This window comes from Pontibacter silvestris (genome assembly GCF_020907275.1).
GTDB lineage: Bacteria > Bacteroidota > Bacteroidia > Cytophagales > Hymenobacteraceae > Pontibacter > Pontibacter silvestris.
The window spans coordinates 23,743-38,890 of the sequence record NZ_JAJJWI010000004.1; the positions used below are offsets into that span (position 1 = coordinate 23,743).

The 15,148-nt window shown below is 44.5% G+C and carries 8 protein-coding genes and 1 pseudogene; 5 read left to right on the plus strand and 4 right to left on the minus strand.

Features of this window, described 5'->3' with window-relative positions; translation table 11 throughout:
• Positions 1–47 precede the first annotated feature (47 nt).
• Positions 48–155: pseudogene (locus LN995_RS22145) on the minus strand (hypothetical protein); the annotation flags it as partial.
• A 357-nt stretch (positions 156–512) separates the two neighbouring features.
• Between LN995_RS22145 and LN995_RS04610 the strand changes: the two are divergent.
• Positions 513–1,145 carry a SusD/RagB family nutrient-binding outer membrane lipoprotein gene (locus LN995_RS04610; protein ID WP_317206930.1) on the plus strand — a complete coding sequence of 211 codons (633 nt, stop codon included), beginning with the start codon at positions 513–515 and terminating at the stop codon, positions 1,143–1,145.
• 150 nt (positions 1,146–1,295) lie between these two features.
• On the plus strand, positions 1,296–2,819 hold the full coding sequence (locus tag LN995_RS04615; protein ID WP_229958845.1) for a S10 family peptidase: 1,524 nt from the start codon (positions 1,296–1,298) through the stop codon (positions 2,817–2,819).
• Between the two features lie 210 nt (positions 2,820–3,029).
• Here the strand turns inward: LN995_RS04615 and LN995_RS04620 are convergent, their stop codons facing one another.
• From LN995_RS04620 to LN995_RS04630, 3 genes are all read right to left on the minus strand, one after another.
• Positions 3,030–5,945, minus strand: a complete 2,916-nt coding sequence (locus tag LN995_RS04620) for a tetratricopeptide repeat protein (RefSeq protein WP_229958847.1) — start codon at positions 5,943–5,945, stop codon at positions 3,030–3,032.
• 490 nt (positions 5,946–6,435) lie between these two features.
• On the minus strand, positions 6,436–7,833 hold the full coding sequence (gene fumC / locus LN995_RS04625) for a class II fumarate hydratase (RefSeq protein WP_229958849.1): 1,398 nt from the start codon (positions 7,831–7,833) through the stop codon (positions 6,436–6,438).
• A gap of 169 nt (positions 7,834–8,002) precedes the next feature.
• A complete protein-coding gene (locus tag LN995_RS04630; RefSeq protein WP_229958851.1) occupies positions 8,003–8,719 on the minus strand; it encodes a hypothetical protein in 717 nt (238 codons plus the stop codon).
• Between the two features lie 377 nt (positions 8,720–9,096).
• On the opposite strand from LN995_RS04630, the gene LN995_RS04635 reads away from it, so the two are divergent.
• The 3 genes from LN995_RS04635 (at position 9,097) to LN995_RS04645 (ending at position 15,036) form a co-directional block, all read left to right on the plus strand.
• Positions 9,097–12,006, plus strand: a complete 2,910-nt coding sequence (locus LN995_RS04635; protein WP_229958853.1) for a CHASE domain-containing protein — start codon at positions 9,097–9,099, stop codon at positions 12,004–12,006.
• A 221-nt stretch (positions 12,007–12,227) separates the two neighbouring features.
• Positions 12,228–13,607 (plus strand): DNA repair protein RadA, encoded by a 1,380-nt coding sequence (radA, locus tag LN995_RS04640; RefSeq protein WP_229958855.1) that lies wholly within the window; start codon positions 12,228–12,230, stop codon positions 13,605–13,607.
• 232 nt (positions 13,608–13,839) lie between these two features.
• Positions 13,840–15,036, plus strand: a complete 1,197-nt coding sequence (locus LN995_RS04645; RefSeq protein ID WP_229958857.1) for a baeRF3 domain-containing protein — start codon at positions 13,840–13,842, stop codon at positions 15,034–15,036.
• Positions 15,037–15,148: the final 112 nt, after the last annotated feature.

Below are 15,148 nucleotides of genomic sequence, written 5' to 3' on the forward strand. Positions count from 1 at the left end.
ATCTACAATACAAGCAAAAGTCTTGTATCAAAATCTAACACTAATAATTACTTTTTCAAGCTGCCGATCATTTCTTCTGGCTTTACCCACTCGTCGAACTGCTCGTTGGTTAGCAGGCCAAAGTCGGTAGCTGCCTGGCGAAGTGTAGTGCTATCGAAAGCATACATCCCTGCATTTGGTAAAAACTTAGGAGTATCAGATAAATCTGATTGATTACTAATCCAAAGTTATGAAGGCTTTTTATTGACCCGGGCACAGCACCTCCTTAAAAAAGGAAAATTTTTTCCTGTAGCTATTCAGTTAGTAGATTCTTAAATACACAACTACCATTTAATTTATATTTCTAAATTTGCTTTCCAGCAAATCAGTACTTTAATCAATAGCGGTGCCGAGTTTATGGAGTCAAACGAGGATAATTTTCAGATGATGTTCTTAAATCAGCCACAAAGGCAAAACCCTATTGCCAGTATAGAAGGAGGACAATTTAGAAACCAATTTTTCCTAATCGTTTCATTGTTAATCTAATGAATGAAAAAGAAGATACAAGGCAACCCTCTTATTTTGTGGCTTTCCCATACAACTCAGATTCCTATAAAGGGTCAACTGTACTGGACTTTGAGCCCTCCGCGCAATATTCAAGGTTACACAGTTATCTGAAGGGAACTCCATCGGCTGTGAGTCAAGAAATGATTAACGAAGACGGCAGCTTGGAAGGTGGTGCTACAACTTATGGCGGAGATGCCCCATCCAGGTTGTTGCTTTATTCAGAATATAATTTTATAAGAGCAGAAGCTGCCTTAAGATTAGGTGCATCGGGCAATGCTGAAACGTTCTTTCAAGAGGGAATAAAGGCTTCTATGGCATATGCAGGGGTGCCTGCATATGTGGCTGAATTTGGCTCACTGGTAGGCACCGAAGAGGAGATGCTAGAGCAAATTATCAATCAAAAGTACATTGCAAACTTTGGTGTTCTCATGGAAAACTGGACTGACTGGAGAAGAGCGGGTTTTCCTGATATTACGCCTATTCCAACTCCTATAGCCGTTTATAATGAAGTTCCAAGATCTCTGTTTTATCCTTTTAATGAAGTAAGCAGCAATCCAAATATTGAGCAGAAGGAGTCTTTACAGGAAAGAGTTTTCTAGGATGTTCGGCAGTAGATAAAAAGCTACTAAAAAGTCGGAGCAGCACTTTTATCTGACTTGTTTGTCCTCCCTATGAAAAAGTCACCTCAATACTTTTTGTCAAGTATATTTAACCGACACAGGAATACCTGAATTTAAACGTTAACATTTATGAAGCACTTTTTTACGCTAGGATTTCTTCTCTTGGCACTTACAGTTCTTCCATTATCAGCGCAGGAGCACTTGCTGAACATGGATTCTACGGTTACCACAAAACATGAAGTTACGATCAAAGGCCAACGCATTCGCTATACTGCCACGGCAGGTACCCAGCCTGTCTGGGACGAGAACGGCAAACCAATTGCAGGCTTATTTTATACTTATTATGAGCGGTCCGATGTAAAAGACCTAACATCTCGGCCGTTGGTAATTTCCTTCAACGGCGGGCCAGGCTCGGGCTCGGTATGGATGCACATTGCCTACACCGGACCGCGCTTGTTGCAGATTGACGAGGAGGGATACCCTGTGCAGCCTTATGGTATCAGAGAGAATCCCTATTCTATATTGGACGTAGCCGACATCGTTTACGTGAACCCGGTTAACACTGGTCTCTCTAGGGCTTCTGATACACTTGACAAAGATGCTGTGAGTAAAAAGTTCTTTGGCGTAAACGCCGATATTAAGTACCTAGCCGAGTGGATTAATACCTTTGTGAGCCGTGAAAGCCGATGGGCTTCGCCGAAGTATCTTATTGGAGAAAGCTATGGCACCAGCCGCGTCTCGGGCCTTGCCTTGGAACTTCAGAACGCGCAGTGGATGTACCTGAATGGTGTAATACTGGTGTCTCCCACTGAACTGGGAATTGAGCGGAAGGGCCCCGTGGAGATGGCTCTTCGCCTTCCCTATTATGCTGCCACGGCCTGGTATCACAATGTTCTGGACCCTGAATTGCAGCAAAAAGATTTAACAGCCATGCTGCCGGAGGTAGAAGATTTTACTATTAATGAGTTGATTCCGGCTATAGCAAAAGGATGGTCTCTTGATGAACAAAAGAAAAATGAAATAGCAGCAAGAATGGCCCGTTACTCGGGTTTATCCGAAAAGGTGATTCTGCAGCACAATCTGGACGTGCCCACGTCCTTTTTCTGGAAAGAGTTGCTTCGCGACCAGGGCTACACCGTAGGCCGCCTAGATTCACGGTATCTTGGCATAGATCGACAGGAGGCTGGAGAGCGCCCCGACTATGCCCCCGAATTGACTTCGTGGTTGCATTCATTCACGCCAGCCATAAATCTGTACATAAAGGAGGAGTTGAAGTACAACACCGATATAAAGTATAACATGTTCGGGCCGGTTCGCCCTTGGGACAATAGCAACGACAACACTGGAGACAATCTACGACAGGCAATGGCTCAAAATCCGAACTTGTACGTAATGACACAATCAGGCTACTATGACGGCGCCTGTGATTACTTTAATGCCAAGTATTCTATGTGGCAGTTAGACCCTAGCGGCAAAATGAAAGACCGCATAAGCTGGAAGGGCTACCGTAGTGGTCATATGATGTACCTGCGCCAAGAGGATTTGGTAACTGCCAATGAGGATATTCGTGCGTTTATCCGAAAGACTCTGCCAAAGGCTAACCAACCTGCAAAATACCAACTATCTGGCAAGCGGCACTTGGGTAGCAAATAGGCTCAATATTATTATTCAGGCTGGGGCTTTCAAAGCAGCCCTAGCTTGAGTATTTCAACAATAGCCTAAAATTGTATTAAGGAAGGCTACTGATTCAGGTTGATAATCGGGCCTTCTGCCCTCTTTTATGCTCTAGGCACAGTCTCTCAAAAATTACCTTTATTAGTTGTCTGCATGAAAGTAGAATACTTGAAGATGCTAATACTTCCATTAACCTGCCTTTGCTGCGGTCGTTGTATACGTTCCCTCCTGTTTCACCTCCTCCGCTCGTTTTAGCTTTCCGCGTTGCTGCAGAAGCTTTACCAATAGCTGCCTCGCCTCCCAGTTTTGCGGATTACGGAGTAGTAACTTCTCATAAGCCCGCTGGGCTTTCTTTACTTCTCCCTGCGCTGTCCACAGCTTTGCCCACGCCAGTTGGTTGGCTCCTGTCTCGGCAAGGGTTACTGGTTCAGGTAGTTTTTGCAAAATTGCTTCGGCTTTTGCCGTCTCTCCTAAGCTAGCATATAGCCCTGCTAGGCGGTATTCTTCACCGCGAATCTTTACCTTACCTACCAGCAGTGGTTGTATAGCTGCCTTAGCACCGGCCTCATCGCCTTGTGCTAATTTGTAACTAGCCATCCGCAACATGTAGTCGGCACGCGGTGAACCTGAGGCAGCCAGAATCCGCTGTGCTTCCAACAAAGTTTTATAAGCAGTTTCATAATTACCTAGTGCGGCCAGCACATCAGCATATTGCCGTCGCAACTCGTAGTTTTGAGGCTTCATGGTTACCAGCTTCGCCAGTGGCTGTACGGCTGCACTATCTCTGTAAATTGAGCCTTTCAGCCAGTATGCATAAGCCTGTGCCTCATCCCTGCGGCCACGAAGATAAGTAGAGATAGTTGGCGCATCCTGCACATATTCTTCTGCCACGGCAATAGCCTCAGGCACCATACTGTAGCTGGCGTAAAATTCCCGAAACTGTTGGTTGACGGAAGCCCGTAGTAGCAAATCACCCTCAAGTTCTAGTGCTTTTCGGTAAAGTTGTACCTGCGCTTGCAGTGCCTCTTCCTCTTTTAGTTGGCCATCTTGCTTTTGCGCTTCTTTTAGCTTTGCCTCCGCTAGGTAAGTTGGTGCAAAATTTGGATTTATACTCTTTGCCTTCTCCAGCCACTTTTGCGCCGAAGTATAAACTTTCTGTTGCTGCTTTACTCTGGCGTAAGCAAGTATAGCCGGTTGATATTGAGCATCCCAGGTAAGGGCCGTGTCAAGCAAAGCAGTGGCTTTGGCTAAACTCTCCGCCTGTTCGGCTCGCTCCGCCAAGTTCAGGTACACCTGTGCCCAATTGCTGGCCATCGCCTGCTGGTCGCCTGCCAGATAGGCTTGCTGCCGCTTTACCATTTTATCTAGAAAGGTGTATAACTCCGGGTCTTTGGCTTTCAGGTCGGTAGTGGTGTTAATGGATTTATGGTTAAGCGGATGTACTTTCACTGGCTCAAAATAGGCTGGGTAGGTCTGGGCCAAGTACTCGTGCTCATTGTTAGCAGAATAATAATCGAGGGTTCGACCATCTTTCATAGCATTCAAATATAGCCGCCTCACCTCGCGCTTTTCGCCATCTGTAAACACCATCTGGTGGTACAGGTGCGTGTACTCATGCAACACCACATTTCGCTCTAAATAGGATCCGCGCATTACATACTCAATGGCTGCCGCACCGCTTCCCACCCCACGGATGTCCATCCACTGCCGGTTGTCAAACGTGGTGGCCTGCCGGAAATAGGGTGATTGCATGGCCATGGCCAAATCATGGTGCAGCGGCGGAATCACGAACGTTTCGCCTTGCCTGGATAAAAAAGGAAAATAGACAATGCTTTCGTATAACTGCGACCACACCATCTTTTGCACCTCACTGCCCGGGTAGTAGGCCACATCCGGGAATACCTTAGTAAAATTTACCACGTCTTTGATATCTGTTTGCTGGACTACTTGCTGCAATGAGTCATAGTCGTGCAGATAGGTAAGCTGTTTCTGTTTGATGACAGCAGCAAGGGCATTATGCGCCGGGCCATAGTGTTCTTTCTGTTGGAGGATGTGCTGGAAAATAGCCTGTGCCGAGTCGAGACGCATTTGGCGGTTCATATTAAAAGCCATGTAATAGGCAGATCCACGCAGCATTGTTGGCAAAACCGACATCGGATATGCTTGCTGCACATCAGTTGCTGCCTGGAGAGCTTCCGTTATTTTGTTTTGGGAAATTAATTCATCTGCCGCTTTTAATGCCTCACGCACTTCTTCATCTTCCGTTTGCGCATAGTCAGCATAGGTGAGGTTTGTGTGGCCATTGCCCCAGTGCCAATGGGTAATGTAATGTAGTGGGTTCAGCGCCAACGCCAGCTCCCATTGCGCGGCCATGTCGTTGAGCTGCGAAGCATCTATACGACGCCAGATGGCGTAGCCATAGTTAAAGCGGGCATCAGCGTCAAAAGGATTGATGGTAAGGCTTTTGATGAGCGGCACTTCTGCCAGCTCCGGTTTTTGGTTCCAGAAGTGTACGTCCGATTCCAGTAAATAAGCCGCCGCGTTTTCTGGATTCCACTGCATTACCTTTTTTGCCCAGGCAAGTGCCTCATCATATTTCTTTTGGAGCATCAGTATGCGCCCAATGGCCAGCGCTGCTTCCTCATCTTTTGAATTCCCCTCCCATACTTGCCGGGCCGCAGACATCGCTTTAGGTAGCTCCCAAGCCTGTACCTGCAGCTTGCTTTGTAGCAGCAGTGCTTCCCGCTGTTTTGGGTTTTCTTTTAGTACCTCCTGCACTAAATCCTCAGCGTGACGAAACTCATTTTGAAGGATGAATAGTTTTGCTTTTGCTAACTTGGTCTGACTTGATGGCTTTGTAGCTAAAAGTATTTGCGCCGCCTCCTGCCATTCGCCCAGTTCCAGTAACCTAGTGGCTTTTTCAGCTGGGTTTATCTCTTGGTTCTGACGCACTCTTTCTCTTTCTTGCTCCAGCTTCTGACGTACAGCCGCTACATCGTCAGGATGCTGGGCAAAAGCGGGATAGACAAGAAGTAGAAAGAGGTTAAGAAATAGAAATGCTTTTTTAGCGGAGGAAAACGCAACAGTAAGCAGCGAAAGTATCATAGGCAAAGAGTTAGGGGATTTTAAATAAGAGTTTATCTTATAACATGTTATGAAGGAATCTGAACTGGAAACCTAAGATAATCAAATATAAAACAAGTCAGTATAATATACCTATATTAATATGTTTACATTTTTAAGATCATCCTAATATGGAATTGCAATGTTTTACTGTAGAATTTTTTCAGACAGTCCCTGCTGGTTATACAATAGGTTTTCATATTGGCAAGAAGTTAGGAGCCAAAAGTAAAATGCTTCCTTTTCCGGTTGCAGAAGCTAGTCTCTCGAGGTATTCATGAAATCAACCCCCAACTCATCAGCTACCTCTTTTACCGAGCCTCTGGCATAGGAGAGGTCGAAAGCCGTCCACCTGATTGAGGAGTCAAATACGCATCTTCAATATAAATATATCAAACAAAAAAGCAGCTCCTGCAAGAGCTGCTTTTCCTTTATCAACAATACAAGTGTAAAAGCTTGTATCTAATACTAATAATTACTTTTTCAAGCTGCCGATCATATCCTCTGGCTTCACCCACTCGTCAAACTGCTCGTTGGTGAGCAGACCTAGATCAATGGCAGCCTGGCGAAGTGTAGTGCCTTCTTTGTGGGCTTTCTTCGCAATCTTAGCAGCGTTATCGTAACCGATGTGTGGATTCAGAGCAGTAACAAGCATCAAAGAGTTCTCCAGGTTATGCTTAATGCGCTCTCTGTTTGGCTCTATACCTACCGCACAGTGCTTATCGAAAGAGTCGCAGGCATCACCGATCAATTGGGCGCTCATCAGCAGGTTATAGATCATTACTGGCTTGAACACGTTCAGCTCAAAGTGGCCGTTCATGCCCCCTACTGAAATAGCCACGTCGTTACCTATTACCTGGGCGCAAACCATGGTCATGGCCTCAGCCTGTGTAGGGTTTACTTTACCTGGCATTATAGAAGAACCCGGCTCGTTCTCTGGGATGGTAATCTCAGCGATACCAGAACGAGGGCCGGAAGCTAACAAACGAATATCGTTGGCTATCTTCATCAGGCTAACTGCCAGTTGCTTCAGGGCACCAGAAGTTTCTACAATAGCATCGTGTGCTGCAAGTGCCTCAAATTTGTTTGGAGCTGTGATGAACTCATGACCGGCAAACTCAGAGATCTTTTGTGCCACCAGCACATCGTACCCTTGTGGTGTATTAAGGCCTGTACCTACAGCAGATCCACCTAAAGCCAGCGTGCTCAGGTGATCGAGTGTATTGCGAAGCGACTTCATGCCGTAATCCAGCTGTGCTACATAGCCGGAAAGCTCCTGGCCTAGTGTCAGTGGAGTAGCATCCATCAGGTGCGTACGGCCAATCTTCACCACATCCATAAAAGCTTCGGACTTGCTGTGCAGCGTGTCGCGCAGTTTCTGCACCATTGGCAGGGTATGCTCTACTACTTTTTTGTAAGCAGCAATGTGCATTGCTGTTGGGAAAGTATCGTTAGAAGACTGCGACTTGTTTACATCGTCGTTCGGGTGGATTTTCTTTTTCTCATCCGTCAGGTTGCCGCCCAGCAATACGTGTGCACGGTTAGCTACCACTTCGTTTACGTTCATATTAGATTGTGTACCGGAACCCGTCTGCCACACAACCAGCGGAAATTGATCTGCCAGCACGCCCTGCAAGATCTCGTCACAAACTTTACCAATAATATCTGCTTTCTCCTGTGGTAAAACGTCTAACTCTGCGTTAGCAAAAGCAGCTGATTTTTTAAGAATTGCAAAAGCATCAATCACTTCTGTTGGCATAGTTTGGCCGCCAATAGTGAAATTTTCTTTAGAACGCTGTGTTTGTGCGCCCCAGTATTTGTCTGCAGGCACCTCTATAGGGCCCATGGTGTCTTTTTCTACACGAACTTGCATATCGTTTTATATTGAGTTTGAAAGAAAAATCTTCTATGGCAAAGCTATAAAATTAATCTTAAAGATGAGGCCCGGCTTGTTGTGCAATGCTTATTAACAGCAGCAATACCTCTTTAGCACTAACTCTTCTTCACGCCGAATAACATCGGTAAATATTCTTTAATATAACTTATCGTATTACCCGATTACCCGACTCCTGAGCTAGTAATGCTATCATCTCAAGCTGTACAGTTTTCAGGTAAGTAGTGTTTAAAATGGTCTGGTCGTTAAACGTAATCAGGTACTCCCCCTCCTGCCCTAGGTAATGAATACTTTGTATTTCCTGCATTGGGTAAACACGTTTTTCCATCAGAAAATTTGTAACAACCAGGCTTTCTTCGTTTATGCTTACGTGCCAGCGTGTGGCCAGCCAACCTACGGCTCCTGAAATCAGGAGCAAGACAAGCAGTAGCAAAGCATAAACCCTCTTAGAGTTGTGCCCTTCCTGTTGGCGCAAATAGCTTTTATACAATTCGTATTCTTGTCCTAAAAAAGCTCTTTGTGTAATGCGCAAGGGTATGAGCGCCAGCGTTAGCCCTACCAGCAGGCCAGGGGCAAACATAGCCCTGAAATTTGGGGTAAGCAGAAAAAGGCTATTTCCGGAGTTGTGAATAATGCTTGCAATAAGAGACAACATACCTGCACTAAAGACAGACAAAATACAGGCAAAGAAGTAATAGACAATCGTTAACTTAAACTCCTGTTTTTGGATGTATTTTACTTCTTCAGCTGTCAGCGATTCATTTTGTCGTGAGGGCGACAGCCTGCGCAGTGCAAACCGAATAACAGGTAGCAATACGGCTATTGCAAAAAAACTGAGCAAAAGGCTCTCAATAATTTCCAGCATGGGGTTGACTTAGTTGCTACAAAGTTAATACGCTATTCTCAATTTCCTGTACATAAAACCTTGAAGCCAAAGAAAGACGCACTTTTTAGGTGTTGCTTCTGTTATGCCTGAAATTTCCGGTTAGTGTTTTAAGTAGTGCTTCAAAATGTAATATTTCATTTCTAAATGAAAAAGTAAGCTTTTACCGTACATATAGCCTTTAAACCTTAATTACACAAGCTATTAAGAGCAAGAAAACTTTTGGTATGATGGCTTTTTGTTTATATTTGACTATATACTCTATAAACCTATTACTGGGCTGCAGCCTCTGAATTTTTTGTGAAGAATGTTTCGTGATCAAGCCTCGGTATAAACTTAATAGCATGCAACTTGCCAGGTTGGCTCAATTCTTGAAAGATCATGTAGTAGCTATTGCTTCTTTTCTACTTATCTTTTTACTAACGCTTTTCATTTACACCGAAACTAAACAGAAATCTGAAGAGCGTAGGCACAAACTCTTTACGTTTAAGGCCGATCAGGCTACTGCGGACATAGAGCAACGCATGCGTGATTACATTCAGGTACTGATTGGGGCTAAGGCGCTATATATTGCCTCTGATACAGTAGACCGCAGTGCTTGGCGCGCCTATTATGAAACACTTAACCTGGAGCAAAACTACCCGGGCATACAGGGCATAGGCTATTCTCATGTGGTGTGGCCACATGAACTGGAGCAACACACGGAGCAAATCAGGAACGAGGGTTACAGCGAATATACGGTCTATCCAGAGTCTAAGCAGCCGATGTATACCTCAATTATTTTTCTGGAGCCATTCGAAGGCAGAAATCTGCGGGCCTTTGGGTACGACATGTTCAGTGATTCTATCCGGCGATCGGCTATGACCATTGCCCGTGACACTAAGCAACCCGCCTTAACAGGTAAAGTGCGCCTGGTACAGGAAAACAACAAAGATGAACAGGCGGGCTTTCTGATTTACCTGCCCATTTATGATAACAATGCCGATCCCGAATCAATATGGGACAGGCAGCGCCTTATAAAGGGATATGTTTACAGCCCTTTTAGAGCAATAGACTTAATGACAGCCATCTTAAAGAATGATTTTGATGACCTGGACATTGAAGTATACGATGGAGTCACAATGGATAAAGAGTCTTTACTCTTTAGTACAGATACCACGCTTTACAATAATGCTTCTGAAAAGAGACTGTTTAGTAAGGTAAACACACTTAGCATTGGCAATCATACCTGGCGCATCTACTTATCAGGTAAACCCTCATTAGGAAAGTCAGGCGATATAGAGTTGCCGTATTTTATACTGGCCGGAGGTTTTATTATTGCTATGCTGATGTTCTTTGTTACTTGGTCGCTTAGCAATACGCGTCATTCAAACCACCTAAAGCAAACCATCACCGATAATGCCACAGCTGCCTTGTTTATTATCGATTCGAAAGGCTATTGCACCTTTATGAACCCTGCTGCCGAGGAAATGACAGGGTATACCTTTGAGGAGATGCAACAGGGAAAGTTGCACGATATGATTCACCACAGCCATCCCGATGGTTCTCCTTACCATGCCGACCAGTGCCCTATACGTACATCACTTGCCATAAGCAAACCACAACGTGCTTATGAAGATGTGTTTGTGCGTAAAGATGGCAGCTTCTTTAACGTATCGTGCGCTGTACAGCCAATACAGGAGAGCGGTAAGCAGAACAGCTATGCCATTATTGAAGTTCGCGATATTACAGATGAAAAGCATGCACAACAGGCGCTTATAGAGAGTGAGGCCCGCTTTAGAACCATGGCTGACAATGCTCCGGTAATGATCTGGATGTCGGATGCCTGGGGACACTGCATTTATGTTAATAAACAGTGGACAGATTTTACAGGCCAGTCGTTTGAGGATAGTATAGCAGACAACTGGAAAGAGTTGATTGACGAAACAGATTATAAAGACTTTAGAGAAGTTTATAAAAAGGGCGTTGCAGAAGAAAAAACTTTTAAAAACGAAATGCACCTGCGCCGTTACGATGGCCAGTTCCGCTCTATAATAAATACAGGGAGTCCGCGCTTTGGGGCAGATGGAGAGTATCTGGGCCACATTGGTTCTATTATAGATATATCAGAAATAAAGGAAGCAGAGCAAAAATTAAAACAAAACGCTGAGTTGCTGCAAAAGCTGTTCCTGGAAGTGCCAGCAGTGGTTGGCCTTGTGCGGGCACCGGATTACCAGTATGTACTGGCTAACCCTCTCTACAGCACGTTGTATGGTAACAGATCTTTGGTTGGCAAAACTATTTATGAAGCACACTCTGAAGTAGAGTTAACAGAGTTTCATGGTCGCCTGCAGAAGGTTTTTGAAACAGGTGAGCCATTTGTAGGAAATGAGGTGCTGTCGTCTATAAACAACGGTGATAACGGAGGGCTTATCAGTGGCTATTTTAACATGGTATATCAACCTCTGATAGATAGTGTGGGCAAGGTAGAGGCCGTTTTAATCTTTGCCGTTGAGGTTACTGAGCTTATAAATGCCCGTAAAGAGCTGTCTTCTATAAATGAAGAATTGAGCAGTAAAAACAAGGAGCTGCTCCGCATTAACACCGACCTGGACAACTTTATATACACTGCCTCACACGACCTGAAATCTCCTATTGCCAACATGGAAGGCCTGTCTGTTTTGCTTCGCGATATTTTACGGGGCAAGCTTGGTGATGGCGATAAGCAAATACTGGATATGATTAGCCAATCAATAGAGAAGTTAAAAAGAACTATAGCAGATCTGGCTGAAATTACCAAGGTACAGAAGGAACTGGATTCAGCTGTAGAGCCACTTTGCTTTAATAATCTCTTAGAAGATATTACCGCTGATATAAATAGCCAGTTACAGGAGGCTGATGCTACTATAACCACAGATTTTCAGGTTAGTTCTGTACTTTACGCTCGAAAGAACCTACGCAGTATCATTTATAATTTAGTTTCTAATGCTGTAAAATATAAATCTCCTGAACGGCCGGCAATAGTAAGTATTCAAAGTTACCAGGAAGATGGCTGTGTGGTGTTACAGGTTTCAGACAATGGTTTAGGCATACGGAAAGAGCAACAGCACAAGCTGTTCACGATGTTTAAACGCTTGCATAACCACGTAGAAGGTACCGGTATAGGGCTTTATATTGTTAAGCGTATAGTAGAGAACAGCGGCGGGCGTATTGTGGTAGAGAGTGAGTTTGACCAGGGAACCACTTTTAAAGTGTACTTTAAGCAGGAATTAGTAAAGGAAAAGGTATGATCTATGGAAGTATCTGATTCATAACCTGCTTCATTCAAGCCCATCAAAGCTGTGATTTAGAACTGCTTCGGGATGGTTAACACTAAGAAAGCCCAGTTACATCAAATGCAAAATCTAAAATTTATCTGTTGCTGATTGATCATTAAGTGCCTTCTTTTTGTTTTAGTTAGATTGTGTCCTGATCAATAAATGATCAGTTAGAAAAAGAATAATTATCCTTAATGGCTAAAATAAGAACATCATACTTCTGTCAGAACTGTGGGGCGCAGTCTGCAAAATGGATTGGCAAGTGCCCTGCCTGTGGCGAATGGAATACCTATGTAGAAGAGGTAGTGCAGAAAGAGGAAGTAACTCCAACAAGTGCCTGGAAAGTAGGCAGTGGCTCTGCCCAGGTATCCAGCAAGCCTAAACCAATAGCAGATATAAGCTATCAGGAGCAGCTGCGCATACAAACACAGGACCAGGAACTGAACCGTGTGTTAGGCGGTGGCATAGTGCCAGGCTCTATGGTACTTATTGGTGGCGAGCCAGGCATAGGTAAGTCTACCCTGATGCTGCAAATTGCCTTGAGCCTGACAGGGCTGCGGGTGCTGTACGTAAGCGGCGAAGAAAGCGAGCAGCAAATAAAAATGCGGGCAGAGCGCCTGGTGGCACAGACATCCGACTGCTTTATATTAACAGAAACAGGTACACAGAATATATTTAAACAGATAGAACTGCTGCGTCCGCAGGTGCTGGTAGTAGACTCCATTCAAACGCTGCACTCTTCTTTTATTGAGGCAGGCGCAGGTAGCGTAAGCCAGGTGCGGGAGTGTACGGCAGAGCTACTAAAGTTTGCCAAAGAAAGCGGGGTGCCTGTTTTCCTGATCGGGCACATTACAAAAGAAGGTAACCTGGCCGGTCCTAAAATATTGGAACATATGGTAGACACAGTGCTGCAATTTGAAGGCGATCGCCACATGACCTACCGTATTCTAAGAACCACTAAAAACCGCTTTGGTTCTACATCGGAGTTAGGAATTTACGAAATGCTTGGCTCAGGCCTGCGCGAAGTAAGTAACCCCTCCGAGATTCTGATTTCTCAGCGCGAGGATGCCTTTAGCGGTATTGCTATTGGTGCTACTCTGGAGGGGAACCGCCCGCTGTTGATTGAAGTACAAAGCCTGGTTACTCCTGCTACTTATGGTACACCACAACGCACTAGCACCGGTTTCGATGCCAAGCGCCTGAACATGTTGCTTGCTGTGCTGGAGAAGCGCGGAGGGTATCGGCTTGGCACACAGGATGTGTTCCTGAACATTGCCGGTGGCCTTAAGGTAGAAGACCCGGCACTGGACCTGACAGTATGTGCATCCATACTTTCTTCTTTCGAGGATATGGCTATACCAAGTACTGCCTGCTTTGCCGCAGAGGTAGGTTTAGGTGGAGAAGTGCGTGCTGTTAATCGTGTCGAAAACCGCATCAGTGAAGCAGAAAAACTTGGCTTTCAGGATATTTATATCTCCAAGTACAACAAAAAGGGACTGGACTTTAGCAAGTTCTCTATCAATATACATCCTTTCGGAAGGCTGGAGGAAGTGTTCGGCAACTTGTTCGGGTAAAGAAAGTTGGCCAAAGTCAGACTGCTACAACTGTAGTAAATGCACTATAAAAAAGCCGCCTGATACTATGTAAAGTGTCGGGCGGCTTTTTTTGTGGCTCATGTTTAAATACAAACTCATCTTAAAGCCATAAATAACCGTTAAATAATTAGATGCGTACTTTAATTCACACCTCTGTATAAAGTAAGAGGTGATTTAAGAACGATTTTGTGAAATATTAACAGATAAATATATGGCATTAATAAATAAAAAAGACATTGAAGAGTTAGTAAATGTGCAAAGCAACACAAATGCGTTGTGCATTTCTTTTTTCTTACCAACTCACCGTGCCGGCAAAGAAACGCTTAATGGCATGGACAGCCTTGCGTTTAAAAACCAGATACGTAAAGCCAAAGAGCTTCTAGAGACACATGATCTGACTAATGAGGAAATAGACGAATATCTGAAGCCTGCCGACGAGCTACTAAACAGCAATGGCTTCTGGAGGCACCAGGGAGAAGGATTGGCCGTGTTTATCACGAAAGGGTTTGCGACACATTACACGCTGCCGGTAACTATGCCAAATGAGGTGTATGTGCTGAATCAGTTCTACTTTACTCCTATCCTGCCAATTCTGAGCCAGAATGGCCGCTTCTTTATACTTTGGCTGTATCGTGAAAACATAAGCTTTTACGAAGCAACATTAGACAGCATCAGGGAAGTAGATACAAGTTCTTTCTTACCCCCTAACATGAGTGAGACACCTTCTTTGAAATTTGACGAACGTAGCAATGACCAAGACTTTAACACCAGTAGAACAACCGTAAACGGTTCAAATATACTAGGTAACCCTCGTGGTTTTGCTCAAGCTGATCAGCAGCATGACCGTGTAAGAGAATTTATGAAAGATGTGTCTACTGGTTTACAGGAAGTACTACATGATGCTCATGAACCATTAATTCTTGCTGGTGTAGACCACTACTGTACTCTTTTCAGAAAGTCCAGCAACTATAAAAACATTGTGGAAGATGTGATAAATGTGGATGAAAACACAGATGTTACCACGGCTCCTAAAACACTACACGAAAAAGCTTTGGCTATTATGAAGCCGCTGATGCACCAAAGCCACATAGAATCGCTGGACCGTTACCAGAATGTGGCAGGTACAGGAGTAACTTCAGAAGATATTGCTACTGTGGCAGCTGAGGCAGTACATGGCCGTATCGACACTCTGTTTATAGCACCGAGCCAACCTGTCTGGGGTACTTATGATGCTAAAAGTGCCACAGCCGAGGTGCATAGCGAATACCATAAAGGTGATTATGATTTAATAAATCTGGCAGCAGTTAAAACTATTGCCCAGGGCGGTAGAGTTTTTGTAAGCGATTACAACGGGATGGCTGAGGTTAGCGACAATGGGGTTAATGTAAAAGCACTTTTCCGTTACTAACCAGTGTCACTTTTGGCCTTTCGAGCCAGATGTTATAATTTAGTGGGGCAGCCATTGCGGCTGCCCCACTGTTTTTTTAGCAGAAAGAGTTTTATCTATATCTTAAACAGCC

Bases quoted from the DNA above. Each gene is read 5' to 3' on its own strand.
- LN995_RS04615 (WP_229958845.1), top strand. From the start codon at position 1,296: ATGAAGCACTTTTTTACGCTAGGATTTCTTCTCTTGGCACTTACAGTT.
- LN995_RS04620 (WP_229958847.1), bottom strand. From the start codon at position 5,945: ATGATACTTTCGCTGCTTACTGTTGCGTTTTCCTCCGCTAAAAAAGCA.
- fumC (WP_229958849.1), bottom strand. From the start codon at position 7,833: ATGCAAGTTCGTGTAGAAAAAGACACCATGGGCCCTATAGAGGTGCCT.
- LN995_RS04630 (WP_229958851.1), bottom strand. From the start codon at position 8,719: ATGCTGGAAATTATTGAGAGCCTTTTGCTCAGTTTTTTTGCAATAGCC.
- radA (WP_229958855.1), top strand. From the start codon at position 12,228: ATGGCTAAAATAAGAACATCATACTTCTGTCAGAACTGTGGGGCGCAG.
- LN995_RS04645 (WP_229958857.1), top strand. From the start codon at position 13,840: ATGGCATTAATAAATAAAAAAGACATTGAAGAGTTAGTAAATGTGCAA.